The organism is Rossellomorea sp. ABR4_004 (assembly GCF_056159585.1).
Map to the genome: position 1 here is coordinate 1,653,745 of NZ_JBSWVM010000001.1, position 16,582 is coordinate 1,670,326.

Sequence of the window (16,582 nt, forward strand, 5' to 3'; positions counted from 1 at the left end):
TTAACCTATAAAAGTTGGGGGATAAAGAACATTTTTCTATTCAACAATCCTTTTCTTAATTTTTACTATTATCGTTCAACTTCAATTATTCACCCTTTACATCAGTTATTTGGGAAAATTGAAACCTTCAAAAGGACTAACCAGATCATTCATTCATACTCAGACACTGCCATTTACACATATGTATAGTTCTTTTTGCATGTTTATTTGTTATTTTTTAACAACGTTTTTTTCTTAATTATCCCCATACACACTAAAATACATTTATGTGATGATTTTAAATATTAAGAAAATATTACCTTTTCTTAATTAAGAAAAAAGAGGAGTGAATGATTTGTACAAGCAAAAGTTGTTTAAAAAAGTAACAGTAGCTGGTCTATCATTTGGAATGGTATTTAGTACCGTAGCATCCATTCCTAGTAGTGTTAACGGCGAGACAATCGACACTAGTCCCCTATCAAGTTTGAACGCTCTAAAACACCTGACTGATTCCCAGAGAAAAGCGCTAAAAGATTTAGAGTTGAATAACAAGACTGGATTACAATTGTCCCCATCCATCCACTTAGATACAGAGGAGGATATCTCAATCATAGTGGAGTTTCATCATAAGCCTGTCAAAGTTGCCCAGCTTCAAGCAAGCTTAAAAGGAGAAGTTTTATCAAAGACAAAAGCTAAAGATAACATAGCAAAAGAACAAAAGAAATTTAAAGAGGATCTCGGTAAAATATTCGAAGGTGAAAATGATAAGTCTTATGACATTAAATATCATTACACAGAGGCCTTTAACGGGGTAGCGATGACTTTGCCGGCAAACAAAATAGAATCGCTCTTACAAACAGAAGCAGTAAAAACGATTTGGGGGAATGAAGCGGTAAGTATAGAACCACCAAGTAAAAAAGAAGTTTCAAGCCTTAATATCTCTACTAGAATGGCCGACAGTAATCCTTACTTAGGAGTTGACCGCCTGCATCAAGAAGGCTTAACCGGTGAAGGTCTAAAAATCGGGGTAATCGATACAGGAATTGATTACAACCACCCTGATTTAAAACAGGCCTACAAAGGCGGGTATGACTTTGTCGATAACGATGAAGACCCAATGGAAACAACATATGAGGATTGGGAGAATTCAAGAAAACCAGAAATCTCAAACGGAAACGCCTACTATACTCAACACGGAACCCATGTTTCTGGAATTATTGCTGGTCAAGGGACAAATAAAAGTGACTATGCGACGACAGGAGTCGCTCCAGACGCAGAAATTCATGCGTATAGAGTATTAGGTCCATACGGCAGTGGAATGACTGAAAATGTGCTTAAAGGGATCGATCAGGCAGTTGAAGATGGGATGGACATCATCAACATGTCATTAGGTGCTTCCATTAATGATCCCTATTTCCCAACGAGTGTCGCTGTCAACAACGCCGTTTTGAGCGGAGTCACGACTGTGGTAGCCGCAGGAAATTCAGGAAACGCAGCCTACACTCTCGGATCACCCGCTTCCTCTGCTTTAGCTCTTACAGTCGGTGCCAGTGATACTCCCCTCGATATCGATACATACGAAGGGAAACTTTCTACACAATCTGTCGCTCTTCAGTTATTGGGGAGGCACTACAGTGATAGAATAGAAGATTTTGAAGGTCAAACACTCCCTATCGTAGAGGTGGGATTAGGTAAACCTGAGGATTATACCGGTAAAGATGTGGAGGGTAAAATTGTTCTCGTCAGTCGTGGAGAAATCACATTTAATGACAAGATCAAATTTGCAAAACTGCATGGTGCTAAAGCGATCTTTATTTACAATAATGAAGGTGAGGGACAAATCCCATACTTTCTAGGTGAAAACAAAGACTTCATTCCTGCATTCGGTTTGACTAAAAGTGATGGAGAATCTTTACTTGAAGAATTATCGGATTCTAACGAATTTACATTTAATAAAATAGGAACGGTTAAAACAGAAGGGGATCATTTAGCTGATTTCAGTTCAAGAGGTCCATCTAAATTTAATTATGATATCAAGCCTGAAGTGACGGCACCGGGAGTTGGTATTCAGTCCACGGTTCCATCTTATATGGTAAACCATGAGGAATCAGAGAATTATGAATATGCCTATCAACGATTATCCGGAACCTCCATGGCATCCCCTCAAGTAGCAGGAATGGCTGCATTACTATTAGAAGCCAATCCAGACCTAAAACCAGAAGACATCAAAACCATTCTTATGAACACCGCGGATCCGTTAAATGGTGATTATAGCGTGTTTGAAGTCGGTGCGGGTAGAGTCGACCCATATGAGGCGATCCATTCTTCTATGAAATTCCAAGTCATCGATGAAACAACCAACATTGCAAACGGTGAAGAAGTGTTGATTGATGAGAAAACAGGTTCTATCGGATTTGGACTGCAATACAACGACGGGCAAGCGATTCGTGACCAGCGTACCATTGAAGTAAGTAATCATGGAAATGAAAAGAAGACCTTTACTGGTGAGGTTGAATTTACAAACCATTCATTAAAGGCCGACAAAAACGGTGTTCATGTGGTGTTTGATAAGAAGATTTCTGTTAAAGCGGGTAAAACGAAGAAAACCAATGCCTTTGTGATGATCCCTAAAACAGCTGATCAAGGTTTTTATGAAGGATATATCACTTATACGAATGTAAACGATCCTGAAGAAACGTACCAAATTCCATTTTCAATCAGAGTAGCGAAAGAGGGATTCGACTTTTTACAATTAGATAAGCAAGTATTAACGACCAATCCAGGAAGCTATGTTGGTTCATTTCCGGTTGCCACATTCGGCTTTCAGCTGAATTCAAAGGTAGAACAAGTAGATGTTGTTTTAGCCGATGGCGAAACAGGTGAAGACATTGGTTATGTCGGGTATTTCAATGGCAGCGACCTACAGATTGGTGTCCCTTATGGACTATACGGTTATGGGGGGAATTATTACCCATTCACTGGAGATGAGGATTACCCTATCCATTTAAAAGAAAAATTAGCCGATCAAGGCCATTATAAGCTCAAGTTCATTGCAACAAATGAAAACGGTAAGACCTTTACAGAAAGTGATGACATTTTCGTCGACAATACTACTCCAGAAATGAAGACAAGCATTGATGATCAACTTGTTTATGAGTTCGCTGAAGGTCAACAAACGTATCCGATAACCGGAACCTTGATTGACAATGAAGTGGATGATATTCAGGCTGCTGGAATTGATATTAGTCAAACAGATAATTTCGCATATGAATATTTGTACAGCATGTTTCCGGATAACCTGATTCGTCCAAATGCAGATGGAACATTTGAAAAGGAAATTCCCCTTGTCAGACCTACCAACAATTTGGCACGATTAGAAGGCTTCGATGCTGCTACCAACAAGACAGAAAGAAAGACTTATCATTTTGTTCCAGAAGGTACTGCCTATATGACCGGAACCTATGATCAAAAGTCTGCGAAGCCGGGAGACATTGTTACGTTTACAATGACTGCAAACAACGTAAAACAATTAAAAGAAGCGAAATTCACTTTCTACTATATTGATTCAATGGAAATCCTGGATATAAAGAAAAACGCTGCTTTATCCGATTATGACGTTGACCTACAAACCGATTTGTCGATTGGATCCTTTTCCAACGCAAAAATAGATCTTACCCTGAATGAGGATCAAGAAATAAACGGGGATATTCCTATGTTAGATGTCACCTTTAAAGTGACTGATAATAAATGGACCAATTTCGCAGGTTTTAACTCTACTAGCAACAGATACATTGACGCCAATGGTAAAACGGTACCTGCCCAAGGATACATTGAAGGTTTGAAATTACTGAATCAAACTGGGATTATTACTGGAGGCTTTGTAGGACAAGGATTCTTAAAACCTGATACGTCCATTGATTTCTCAAGGGATTATACACAGGTTGGCGCTTCAGTTGAGCTGGTTAGTCCCGATGGAACAGAATACACGACTGATATTAGTACTCGTGGATTCTTCCGATACGATAACATTCCAGTTAACCCTGAGCCATATACTCTCAAGGTCAACATACCTGGTCACTTCCCTTATTATGAAAAGATTATGGTCAATACAGAGGAAGATGGACAACTCACAGGAACGTTAACTAACACTACTGCCTTCACTTATGCAGGGGACGTGAATCAAGACGATGTCATTGATATCTTTGATGCCCTATTTTTAAAAGAAAAATGGCAATCCGATGATCGCTCGGCAGACATTAATGATGATGGCATTGTCGATCAAAAAGATTGGAGTTATGTTGAGACGAATTATCTTATGCGTAATCATACATTGGATGAGTTAAAAGATGTTGTTAAAAACGATCAAGGGATGACACTTGAGAAAGTGAAAAAGGAATTAGGAATGACAAACTAAATCAAAGGCGTTTATGAAGAATTTGTTGTTTACAAAATAGTGAGTAGCAGTTGAATTTTTCAATAAATGTCTAGTTCTGAAGGAACCGTACTCATGTTCAGGATGTTCACGAGTACGGTTGTTTTTTTATCGATCCCTTCTCCCATTACCTAAGGATCAACCTGTTTCAACCCTTCCAATTGTAATCAACGCCTATATTGTTATCTCCTATTTCCTTCCCTTAATAACAGGCAATAGTTCTCATCATGTTGGGGTGTTGCATGGGTTCTATATTCCCAGAAAGCCAATAAACATTTTTTGAACCTTTCAATATTCCCTATTCTCAAAGATGATTCGGCTACTTCCAATAATACGTTCAACCCTCTATCATACTGGTTGCTTTTACATTGAAACAAAGCAAATGCGTAGCGAAAATCCAGATACCGTTTCTCTTTTAACCATGGCTCCTTACTTACAGCCATATCTTGAATCACATGACTGAATCTTTCCATCAAGTTTTTTGCATCTTCTATCCGATTTAAGCGGACGTATGTCTCGAAAATTCGCGGTAATCCTGCATACACATCATCCCTTTTTTCCAACCATGAGAGATATTCATCGGCATAATCCAACTTTCCAGAATCCAATAAGGCTGCATAGCGGTTTCCGACAGCTGTTTCTGCGTAGTAGTTGTTCACTTGTGAATATTGATCGATCAAACTTAACACTTTTTCAAGAGAGGCACCTAATCTGGAAAGAGCGAAACCCTTATACATGAGTGCCCGTCCATAATATTCCCCTTCAGCCGCCATTTTTTCCAGTTTTTCTGCATAATTCAGGACCTGTCTCCAATCTTCACGTCGATAGTAATCTGCCATTATCCACATATAGGATTCCTTCCTAATGTCAACAGGCATGTAGGCTAGTTGGTCTAACAATTGAGACAGAGCATGCTGCCCTTTGTCTGTTCCTTTTACGATATAAAACCTTCTGAAATAGCTTACGGCTACTTTTTCTGAGAATCGATCTGATTCGCTCTCGATCAACACTTCATAGAGAGGGAGGGCCTGCTTTCCCTTTCCTTCTTCAAAAAGTTTTTCTGCAACGGAAAATATATATAATAAATTTTTCTTTCTAATCGTTTTAGACCGTTCTTCCAACATGATATCTACCATTTTATTGGAATACTTCTCATACCCTTCAGCAGCACACTTATACAAGAACTGGACACTTCTTCGTTTGTCCACCCGTTTTCCTTCATTTAAGCATTCCTCCAAATAGTATGGATAAAGGGTGCCTTCTGATTCGCCAAATGCAGCTGTCATTGCATCCAGGTTTTGAAGTGAAAGGGGCTGTCTGTGGTTAAGAATGCGACTGATCTCGCTTATATGAATACCTGTAATCTTCGAAAGTTCTGTTTTATTCCAATTTTTCTTTTCCATATACTTTTGAATTTCTTGATAGAGAGCTGCATTCATTTAATTCACCCGTTCCTTTGATGTAACCAAATGGAGTTAATGGTAACGATGGATTTGTGAAAGGAGAGATTTGATAGAATTTTTCAAAAATATTATCCCATCAAATTCAATTATAATCAAAGGAAAAAGATAGAAAGAGTTCAGTACTGTATATGCTTTGATGTCCGCTACAGGATGTTCTTTCAAGTGAGGTTTCTTATTGTTATTATCCTTTCAATTATGGAGTGAATGTTGTATGCATAAAGGAAAAATCATAAAGTTTTATCGCCAAAAAGCTAAATTGACACAGGAACAGCTTGGATATGGGATCTGCTCAAATACTCATGTTAGCAAAATTGAACAGGGGAAGACAGATTATTCTTCAGAAATTACCTTGTTATTTTCTAAACGGCTCGGGATTGATGTAGAAGAGGAATTCATCCGGTATAAAAACATCAAGAGACTCCTTCATTCCTGGCATGATTCAATGATAAGGCAGAGAGATAAAGAAATCGAAACACTTAAAAACAAACTGGAGAAAGAACCATTAATAAAAATCAGTGACTATCAAATCCTTTATGAACTGCTGAACGCAAGATACCACTTACTGCATCAAGACTTGAAACCGGCAGACAAAATTCTTAAAGCCATAAAAAAGAAGTATAAGCATTTACCACCTTATGAAAATAACTTATTGAAGCATTTATCAGGCATTTATTACTTATCTAAAAAGGATATAGTAAAAGCCTTTGAGACCTTAGTATCTATTAACATTGAAGATTACAAGAATGAAGAATATTATTTAACGTTAGCTACTGCCTATCTTGCGGCAGGATCAAGGGTAATGGCCTATTACTATGCAGAAAAATCATTGCGTTCTTTCATCAATAACAATAATGTCCTTAAAATCATTGATGCAGAAATGATTATGTTAAGTACACGGGAAAGTGATGGATGTCGTGATTTCCAACTGAAAGTCGAGGAATACGAGGCTCTACTTCATACTTGCGATCTGTGTCATGCTTATGATAAGAAAGCACGGCTGCTCCATAACTTAGCCTATGAATTCTATAATCGAAACGAATATGAAACTGCTAAACGACTATATGAACAATCCATGGATCTGAAGGAAAAAAAATCCTCCTTTTATTTAACCTCCCTGGAAGGATTCATCCGGAGCTGCCTTGATGGTAACCTAATGGCGAAAAAAGAATTGGAGAAGCTAGTATATGAGGGGTTATCCCTTGCAAGGGAAATGAAGGAATATATATATTCGATCAGCTTCAAACTTCTTCTCCATTTAATCAACCATCATCACACTGAATATTTTAACTACCTAATCACTAACGCCCTTCCATACTTTAAACAGTCTGGTTATGTATCTTTATTAAAACAATACGAAAAAGAACTCTTTCATTATTACGTAAAAAAAGATGAAAAGAGTAAAGCTCTTGAGCTGGCGTCAAAAGTATTGGCGGATTAATTAAATAATGGAAACGTCATAAAAGAATGCCAGGAGTTCGCCCCTGGCATTTTTATTTTGTTCACTATTCTCTTGTTTCAAGACCAATTGAATGGAATAACTTTTCCAACGTAATCTTTCCTTGTTTTTCTTTTGGCTTTTTATTCTCTTTGACATCAGGTCCTTTTTCCAGGAAGTTTTTCTCGATCAAACGAAGATCTGATTCATCAACTTTACCGTCTTGATTAAGGTCGCCCTTGTTTACCCCGAGATTTTCTTTCCCGTATGAGAACACTGAGATAATCGCATCTCTGATATCAATCATCTCATCTCCTGTTACATCACCAGCTGGGGACTTGTCCATAGTTGCGTACATTCGCACACCTGCCATTTCTCCATCGACGTTTCTCACTAGTTTTGTCGTATACTTGCTAGTGAGGTGACCTGGTATGTCTACGTAAATTTCATATTCATTTTCTGATAACGGAAGGTCATCGATTGTAAAGTATCCAGTATCGAAAATCTCAGACGCTTCAAAGGTTTTACCATCTGAAGCTTTTGCATATACTTTCGCTCCAAGTTTAGAGTAGTCAGCAGAATGATCCAACTGCCCATTCTCTTTTAAGAAAGCTTCAGGTTTGATATTTCCATTCACAATAGAATGGCCAGCCAGAATTCTAAATGACTCGTCTTTCATTACACGAATAATAGTTGGGTTAGAATCTGAAGTTTTCTTATACTTAAAGGAACTCGTATCAAATGTTATGTTTTCTTGAGCATAGTACTCATCATTGATGACTTTAAATGTGACATCCAAGAATGGAATATCTTTATCGATCGTTAAGTCATTCTGATGAATCGAAGCCCCTACTTTAACGTTCCCAGCATTTAATGTTGGCTCATTCAGGTTTACTTCTACACCTTTTTGATCGGCATATTTTATAAATGTATCATTGACTTTTACATTTTTAAATTCAAGTAAATCTTTATAGTAAGGTACGCTGAATTCACCGGAGGCGAGCTGCTTAACATTGTTTAAATTCAAAGTCATTGTAATTTCGTCACCCAGACGGACCTTCTCTTTGTCATAACTAGGAACAGCATATTCCGTTCCTTCTCTTATGAACATGTATTTTTTTATACCTTCTGGATATCCTTCTGATGCTGTCGCATTATCAAATACAAACAGGTTGGAATCTAAATATGTCATCTGGTCCATTCTTTCCTTCGATGCAGGAAATCTAAAGTTCCCTTCCCCATCTACATTAAGAAAATAATGGTTATAGAACGAGTACTCATACCAAAGTACACCATTCCTGGATTGATCAATGTCCACCCCTTTTTCTTTAAGGGCATCGACAGTTGAATCATATACATTTCCATGTACCCATACCGCAGGTCCTTCTAGCCCTTCTTCTTCTGTAAACATCGAATCGGTCACTTCATAAAGACCAGGTTCCATGTCAAGTTCCACTTTCGGAGGCGTATTGTCAATCATGAAAATTGCTTCTTTACTGTGTGGTTTACCTTGCTCATCGTACCCAATCATTTCGAACAAATAATCTCCTTCAGGCAATTTCACCTTTTTATCAGAAATTGGGTTTGAAGGATCGTTGGTGAATGGGTACACCTCTCCCTTAACAAATTGACTCCCAAAATAGTCAATGCCCGTCAATAAATGACTTGCATTAATGGTTCCAATTAATCCGACTGGTTCTCCAGATTTTCCATCTTTCACTAACATATCAATGGTCTTTAATGGACTTGATAATTTGACAATCACATTGGTATATGGAGTCGTATACGGATGCAACTTCGATGTATCATTCGTTATCATCGGTCTTGTCAATTCCATCTTCTCTAGTCCTTTATCTGCCACACGGACTGAAAAAGGTATTTGGTAGTGCTCTTCTTCATTTTTCGGATTTACAAGGTGAATATATCCTTCATACCTTCCGAATTCCGCACTGTCTGAAACAAGAATTGTCGGCTCAACCTCTGCAGATTTACCCGCTTCGATCCTAACTGAATGTTGAAGCTCCACTTCTACGCCGTTTTTGCCGGCATCTTGAATTTCTCCCTTAGCTGGTAAAAATTCAACCGTAGTGGTAAATTCCTTTGCATCTTCTTCATTGAGGTTTCGAATAACCACTTTTCTGCTGTCTTCGACTTGTTCACCATCCTGAATATAGTGACTTCCGAAAGCAATTGAACCCGTTTCTTCATCGATTTCGACAAAGTTTCCATCTTGTTCATGCAGCGTTTTGTCCAGAACCTTAATCAATATATCAGAATGGACTGCCTCATGGACATCAATTCTCCCTGCGCCAACTTCATTGACTGAATACTCACCATTCATTTCATCAGCCGTATTCATTAATGCTTCCTTAACCTCAAAAGGTGTATATTCGGGATGTGCTTGTAAGATGAGTGCTGCTGCGCCTGCTACGTGAGGCGATGCCATTGATGTACCACTGAGACGGCCAAATGCCGTATCATAATTTTCTCCATCTTGGGGGTCATTGATAAACTCAGGTAGGGTCGAGAAGATCGCTACGCCTGGTGCTGTGACATCTGGTTTAATGTCATCATTCCCGTTAGCAGGTCCTCTGGAACTGAATTCCGCTAAGTGATCACCTTCCGTCTTGATGCTGCCTAATGTCTCAAAGGTGATTTCTGATTGTGATTTAAGTTGTTCACCAGCAGACTTGGATATGCGGAAAGCAGGAATATAATTAGTACCTTCCCCTATATAAGCTTCTATTTCACCATCTACGTTATTATAAACAATCGCTGCTTTTGCACCTGCAGCTCGTGCATTTTGTACTTTTTCATCGAACGTAATCGATCCACGTTCAATTAGCGCTACCTTACCAGTCACATCTTTATTAGTAAAATCGCCTTTTGTACCTATCCCTGCATCTACAATTGGAAGGGTCATATTCTGGAGGTCTTCCAATTGATCTGTATAATTTCGGGCTAACAGCTTCATATCCACTATTTCTTGGTTTCCAACATTGGCACTAATTGTCGGGATTGTTAATGACACATCGCTAGCTCCTACTGTTATCCCAAAGGCAGCTGCTCCTGGAGATCCCAGTGTTTTTTCACCAGGTCCTGCGTTTCCTGAAGCAACGACCGCAACAACACCTGAAAGCATCGCATTGTTAATCGCTATAGACGTTGGATTAAGAGGGTCATTGACATCCGAACCCAGGGACAGGTTGATCACATCCATACCATCTGTTACAGCCTTCTCAATTCCTGCCATGACCGCGGCATTCGATCCACTTCCATATGGACCCAATACCCGGTAAGCGTAGAGATCAACTCCAGGGGCTACCCCCTCAACAGAAGAGGCCGAGCTGTTTTCCTTTTGTCCTGCAATGGATCCGGCTACATGAGTTCCATGGTATGTATAATAACTAGAACCATTGTATTCAGGCTTCCCGGAATCCTTCCAGTCTTTAAGAGTCGTCTCCATGGGATCCGAGTCATTATCGACAAAATCATATCCGCCTTTATATGCACCTCTTAAATCTGGATGATTATAGTCAACGCCAGTATCAATGACCCCTACTTTAACCCCTGTCCCCGTAATGTTCTCTTGATGAAGCTTGTCTGCACCGATTTGAGGAAGGCTGTCATCGACCTTTGATGGTATACCCGAGTTCATCTCTTTTACCTCTTGCGGGAGGTCAAGGTTTATTCCATTATCCTTCCAAATACGCTTAACGACTCCAGTACTGAGCAACTCTTGCACTGCCCTTCCTGGTAATTCCATCGCTACCCCATTGAATGACTCATGGTATTCTCTGGTAACTTTGGCATCGTTCATATTTTCTTCATTCGGTCTATTCAGTTTTTTGGCTTTTTTCCATTCTCTTTTAAACGTGTCATGCTCAAGTTTTGCTTTATCTTTAGCAGCAGAAAGAGACATTCTTTTCCCTTTAACAGCTTCTTTTGCTACCTGAACCTCTGGGGGAGCTTGATTAAATTCAACGATTACCTTTACCATTTCAGAACTGTTTTGATTGATATCCGGTGAAATGGTGAACCCTGGTGATGTTTCCAGTTGTTTCAATGCCTTCCTTTGCTGATCAGTTAAATTTATCAGCGTTTGCTCTATTGTTTTCTGTTTATTCTGAATATCATTCTCGGCAATAGCCCCAGATGGCGCTCCTGCGGAAACTAGCAAACTAGCAATTAACGTCCCCTTAAATATAGGTTTGAGCTTTCTTCTATTCATATCGTTCCCCCTGATCGTGATTATTTGTTAAACACTACTATTACACCTGTTAACAAGTGATTGTTCCAAAACGAATGGGTACCCTATCTCAAAGTTTAAATAAACTACTATGTAGCAGCAATGGGGGGAATTGTGCTATAACATCAAGCCTTTTCGGATAAAAAGTTCAATAGATGACATTTGATCTTACATCAACAGATCATTTTGCAGTTAAAAAGGTTCAGTAGACTTCAAAGATATGATTCCTATTTAAGTAGACGTGTGAAAAGGCTTGTTCCTTGAACAGCACGGTAGTAACGTAAAAGATAGCGTATACTAAACAAGGATATTTATAAGATACTCTCTAAGGCAGTAACACATATCCTATTTTCTAATAGGATAGTAGTAGGAAAAAGGACCAACAATCCCCTATAAAATTCCCTTCCCTTTTGATACAACCTTATGTTTTGTTTGAAAATAAAAGAATAATTCTGCGTCGCATTTTCGATCACTTTAAAAAATTACACCTGTAAACACTAATGCTTTCTTTCTAGTATTCTATTTGAACTGTCGTTCATTCTTCCCGCAAGATGTTTTTCTCCCATCAAAAAAGCAACGGCCATTGGCCGTTGCTCTCCTCTTTTCCTTACTGAATATTTAATTCCTCCAGCACACTTTCTAATGTTTGTCCATTTTGTGTTTTCAGAGGTTCAGGAGAGTTATCCATCCAAGGATTTTGCATTAAATAATTGTTGATGACAAATTGCATATCCTTTACGCCTACTACTCCATCGAAGTTAATATCTGCTTCGCGTTTGTCTGTGTTCCAATTTGATTGAATGGAAAGTGCGTCTTTCACATCAATTACATGATCTTGGTTCACATCTCCCGCATGTGCAGGTTCTGGAAAGATTGCTTTTGCGTATGGTTTCAATTCTCCATTTTCTTTCAATCCGACTGTGAAGGTTTTCTTCACCTTGAAATGTCCCGGCATCTCCATCTCTACTGTGAATGGTTTATCCGTTATTGGTAATCGAGTTAAGAAGAAAGCATTAGTCGTATGGTGAACAATTCCAAAATCGGTTGGATATTCTTTTCCTGCTTCATCTGTTACTTTCACTTTCGCGCCCGCTTTTACATAATCAAATTGTGTTAATGGCTCAGTTGGCACCCAAGGATTCTTAAATGCTTCTGGAAATACATGAGATTTCAAAATGGAATATGTCCGTTCCACATGATAGGGAATACTAATACCCGTGGCGGAATTCATCTTATCATCTGTATTGGTGTACGTACCATTGAATTGTGTTAAGCCCATATCCCCTAAGGCAGAATCCTCTTTTACTTTGTATGTGACATCTACCATTGGAACCTTGCCTGATTGCCCCGTTTGTGCGGCATCACCGGTTAAAGTAGCGGTAATGGTCGTTTGTATTCTCTTCTGTCCTTCTATGGTTACCTCTGTATTCTCTGTTTTAATATCCACTTTTCCATCCAATGTCGTGTGTGGTGTAATGCTTTTGGTGTCGACGTTCAATGGGTTTACGAAGGAATATACGGCTTGCTTCATGTTTGTCATATTGTTCATCGCCAGGGTAACCGTGACATTATCGCCCGTTTTTACGTTCTTTTTATCTGGAATCGCACTTCCATACTGCGTGCCTTGTTTCACATAGTACACATGTTTATAGCTAGAATAGTTTTGCACTGTAGCCTTGTTTTGTGCATACATTTTCACTGGAAGCACTGGTACATCCGGCAGTGTAAGTTCTGTCGTAAAGTTTCCGTCAGCGTCTAATGGAACTTCGGTTGGGAATCTACCAAAGTGATAGTAAAATGTATTATCGGCCTGAGACACATCCATACCGCCAGCTTTCATTTCTTCAATCCCTGGATCGTAAACCGAACCTGTTAATGGTACCGTTGTTTGATCCGGACTATATTCTACTACACCAGAGTCCACGTTGAGATCGAGGGTAGGCTGCGTAACGCTATAGTAAACCGGTGCATCTGACGTAAAGATTTCCCCTTTATCATTTGTCCCTACCATCCTGATTTTGTACAATCCTGGCTCGGTTTGTTCCTTATCATACGCGATTGGCTGATCTGGATTTCCCGTTAACGGGTGGTAATATCCTTCATTCAGCACACCTCTTAGATAATATTCAATATTTTCATCAGCACCCATACCGTCAAATGAACCAAGAAAACCGATTTCTTTATTCGTTTTTGGATTGACAAGGAAGAGATCCATCGAACGCATATGAGATTTTAATTGGAAGTTAAGGCCAACTGACCATCGGATACCATTATAACCAGCCTCGACAGCGGTCGTAAAAGCAGGCGGATTTACCTCAATATGGTCAATGCCCTCTTCTGCCGTATGAATACCAAATGGAACTCGATACGTTTCATTCGGATTGTCTTTATTCGTGTACACCACATAGCCTTCATAGTTTCCTAATTCAGCCGTTTTCGGAACTAACATTGTTACTGCGGTTTTCTTTTTCTTACCTGCCTTTACTTTCAATGTTTCTTTTGTCTCCACCGTTACACCGTTAGCAGCCGCATCCTTGGCTACATGAGAATAATCCCCCTCGAATCTTTCCTCAAGTGTTTGGAACTCGACTTTCACATCGTAGGTTTTTGTTTCTTTGCTGTTGTTGTAGAGCGTGACAGAACGGGTCTCTCTTAAATGCTTTCCATCTGGAGCATGCGCGCCAAAGCTTAAGGCACCAGTCGTGTCTTTAATCGTATGGATTCCCTCATCTGCAAGAGTCTTGGCTCCTCCATCACTCGTTTCCGTCTCGTCATTTACTTGAATGTTTGTTTGAGCATGAATCGCTTTATACGGATTTACACGTCCTGCACCTACTTCAAAGACACTATATTCTCCATTTAATGGATCCGCTGTGTTCATGAGCGTTGTTTTGATCTCGGCAGGTGTCATGTCGGGATTCGCTTGTTTCAAAAGTGCCGCAACCCCTGCTACATTTGGCGAAGCCATGGATGTACCGGATAAACGTTCATAAGCACTTTTGTAATTCCCGATTTGATCTTCTCCATGCATATAGGATGGTACCGTAGATAAGACCGACACTCCAGGTGCAGTTACTTCAGGCTTTATATCATATAAGACGCGGGATGGACCCCGTGAGCTGAAGTCAGCTAATACGTCCCCTCCGGTCACAACCGGTTCACCCAATTCATCAAAGGAAAACGTCGCACTACCGGAAGTTAACGCTTGCTTCATTGCAGTCCCTTGCTCACTGTTTAGAAAAAATACAGGGATGGAGTCAAAACCTTCTCCTAAATAAACATCTTCCAGTGGATAAGCGTTGTATAAAAGAAGAGCCTTCGCTCCTCCTTTTTTCGCGTTATTTATCATAGATCTGAGATCAATATATCCGCGTGTATCAAGGATAATTTTTCCGTTTACATCTTTGTCAATAAATGAACCGTTTCTTCCATCTATAATAGGCAAATTTTGACCTTTTAATTCTTCTATTTTATCGTCGAATCCTCTCGCAATCAGCTTTAAGTCCGCTGATACAGTTGTATCGGCATGAAGCGTTCCATTAAATGTTGGAATCGTGACAGATGTGTCGCTTGCCCCGACAGTAAGGGCCAATGGTGAAGTACCAGGTGAGCCAAGTGTATACATTCCGTTTCCGGAGTTACCCGCTGACACCACCGCGGTTACGCCAGCAAGCACGGCATTGTTAACGGCAATGCTTGTTACATACAATGGGTCGTTGTAATTGGCGCCAAGGGACATGTTAATGACATCCATACCGTCTTCCACTGCCTGGTCAATCCCGGCTAATATCGCCCCGGTGCTGCCTGTACCGTTAGGACCTAACACACGATATGCATAAATTTCAGCATCGGGTGCTACGCCCGTTACTGCATAATCTGATTCGTTTGTACCTTGTCCGGCTATGATTCCAGCCACATGTGTTCCATGCTCCGTATAATATGTCTGTGCAGCCCATGGTTTTCCTGCTTCTACCCAATCGTCATACGTTGTTTCCATCGGATCATTATCGTTATCCACGAAATCATATCCGCCTTCGTAGGCATCTTTTAAATCAGGATGGTTGTAGTCAATTCCTGTATCCAGAATCCCGACTTTCACGCCTTCTCCCGTGAATCCTTCGTGATGAAGCTTTTCGATGCCGGGAAAAGTGACATTCGAGTGCGTTTCGGCTTTCTCCCCGGATTCATGTTCAGTGACAGGAGGTTCAATATGTACTTCCTTATCGCTCCAAACAGCCTTTACAGCTTTAGAATCAAGCAGTGTTTTTGCTTTGTTGGCAGGGATGGTCATCGACACACCATTAAATGCATGTTTGTAGGACTGCTTGATCTTAAATGATGATTTCTTTTGTTTTAATTCATTTTTAAAAATCGTTTGAAGATCCTTGTGAAAGGTTTCATGAGCTGCATTTACTTTTTCTTTTGCTTCCGTCTTAGACAGTTTTTTTCCTTCTAACTCTGCTGCCAGTACCGCTGTCTTTTCCGGCTTTTCCTTGAATTCAACAATGACCGAAATGGAATCGTCACTCTTTTGATCTACCTCAGAAGATAGCTGCAGCCCTCCTTGGTCATTCGTTTGTAATTGTTTAATCGCTTGACGCTGCTCTGGAGTAAGATTCGCCAGCACTTGTTCAATGCCTGAAGATGACTTTGCTTGAACATTGTCTGTAAGAGAGGCTGGTGTAAAACTGCTGCCTACTAGACCAGCACTCAGTGCCAACATTGTTACATTTTTAATAATCCGCTTTTTCATCCGTCAATTCCCTTCTTTCTTATCTGTTGATATATTCATACTATTTGAATTTGATAGAATGTAACTTTTGCGAAATTTCATCAAATTCAGTTTTTAAATCGAGGGAGTTTTAGCAAGAAAAATAAAGATTATCATTTATTTGTTTTCCTAAAATGCTCAAGACATATGGAAGAATGGAATTTAACCTGGTTGATACATCCAATGCCAGGAGAAAAACCAATAATGGGTAATTGAACATATTTGAGGCTCTCCTTTCTTGAAGGAAGAGGAT

At 39.6% G+C, this 16,582-nt stretch carries 5 protein-coding genes; 2 read left to right on the forward strand and 3 right to left on the reverse strand.

The window, feature by feature from the left end; all coding sequences use genetic code 11:
• Positions 1-334 precede the first annotated feature (334 nt).
• The gene (locus tag ACXAF2_RS08685; protein ID WP_475138192.1) at positions 335-4,393 is read left to right on the forward strand and encodes a S8 family serine peptidase; all 4,059 of its coding nucleotides are present in this window, start codon (positions 335-337) and stop codon (positions 4,391-4,393) included.
• 200 nt (positions 4,394-4,593) lie between these two features.
• On the opposite strand, the gene ACXAF2_RS08690 is transcribed toward ACXAF2_RS08685, so the two are convergent.
• Complete coding sequence (locus tag ACXAF2_RS08690; RefSeq protein WP_475138193.1) at positions 4,594-5,850, reverse strand: helix-turn-helix domain-containing protein; 1,257 nt, start codon at positions 5,848-5,850, stop codon at positions 4,594-4,596.
• A 235-nt stretch (positions 5,851-6,085) separates the two neighbouring features.
• Between ACXAF2_RS08690 and ACXAF2_RS08695 the strand changes: the two genes are divergently transcribed.
• Positions 6,086-7,312, forward strand: a complete 1,227-nt coding sequence (locus tag ACXAF2_RS08695; protein ID WP_475138194.1) for a helix-turn-helix domain-containing protein — start codon at positions 6,086-6,088, stop codon at positions 7,310-7,312.
• A 64-nt stretch (positions 7,313-7,376) separates the two neighbouring features.
• On the opposite strand, the gene ACXAF2_RS08700 is transcribed toward ACXAF2_RS08695, so the two are convergent.
• Positions 7,377-11,540, reverse strand: a complete 4,164-nt coding sequence (locus ACXAF2_RS08700; RefSeq protein WP_475138195.1) for a S8 family serine peptidase — start codon at positions 11,538-11,540, stop codon at positions 7,377-7,379.
• Positions 11,541-12,165: 625 nt separating this feature from the next.
• Positions 12,166-16,311, reverse strand: coding sequence for a S8 family serine peptidase (locus tag ACXAF2_RS08705; RefSeq protein ID WP_475138196.1), 4,146 nt, complete (start codon positions 16,309-16,311; stop codon positions 12,166-12,168).
• Positions 16,312-16,582: the final 271 nt, after the last annotated feature.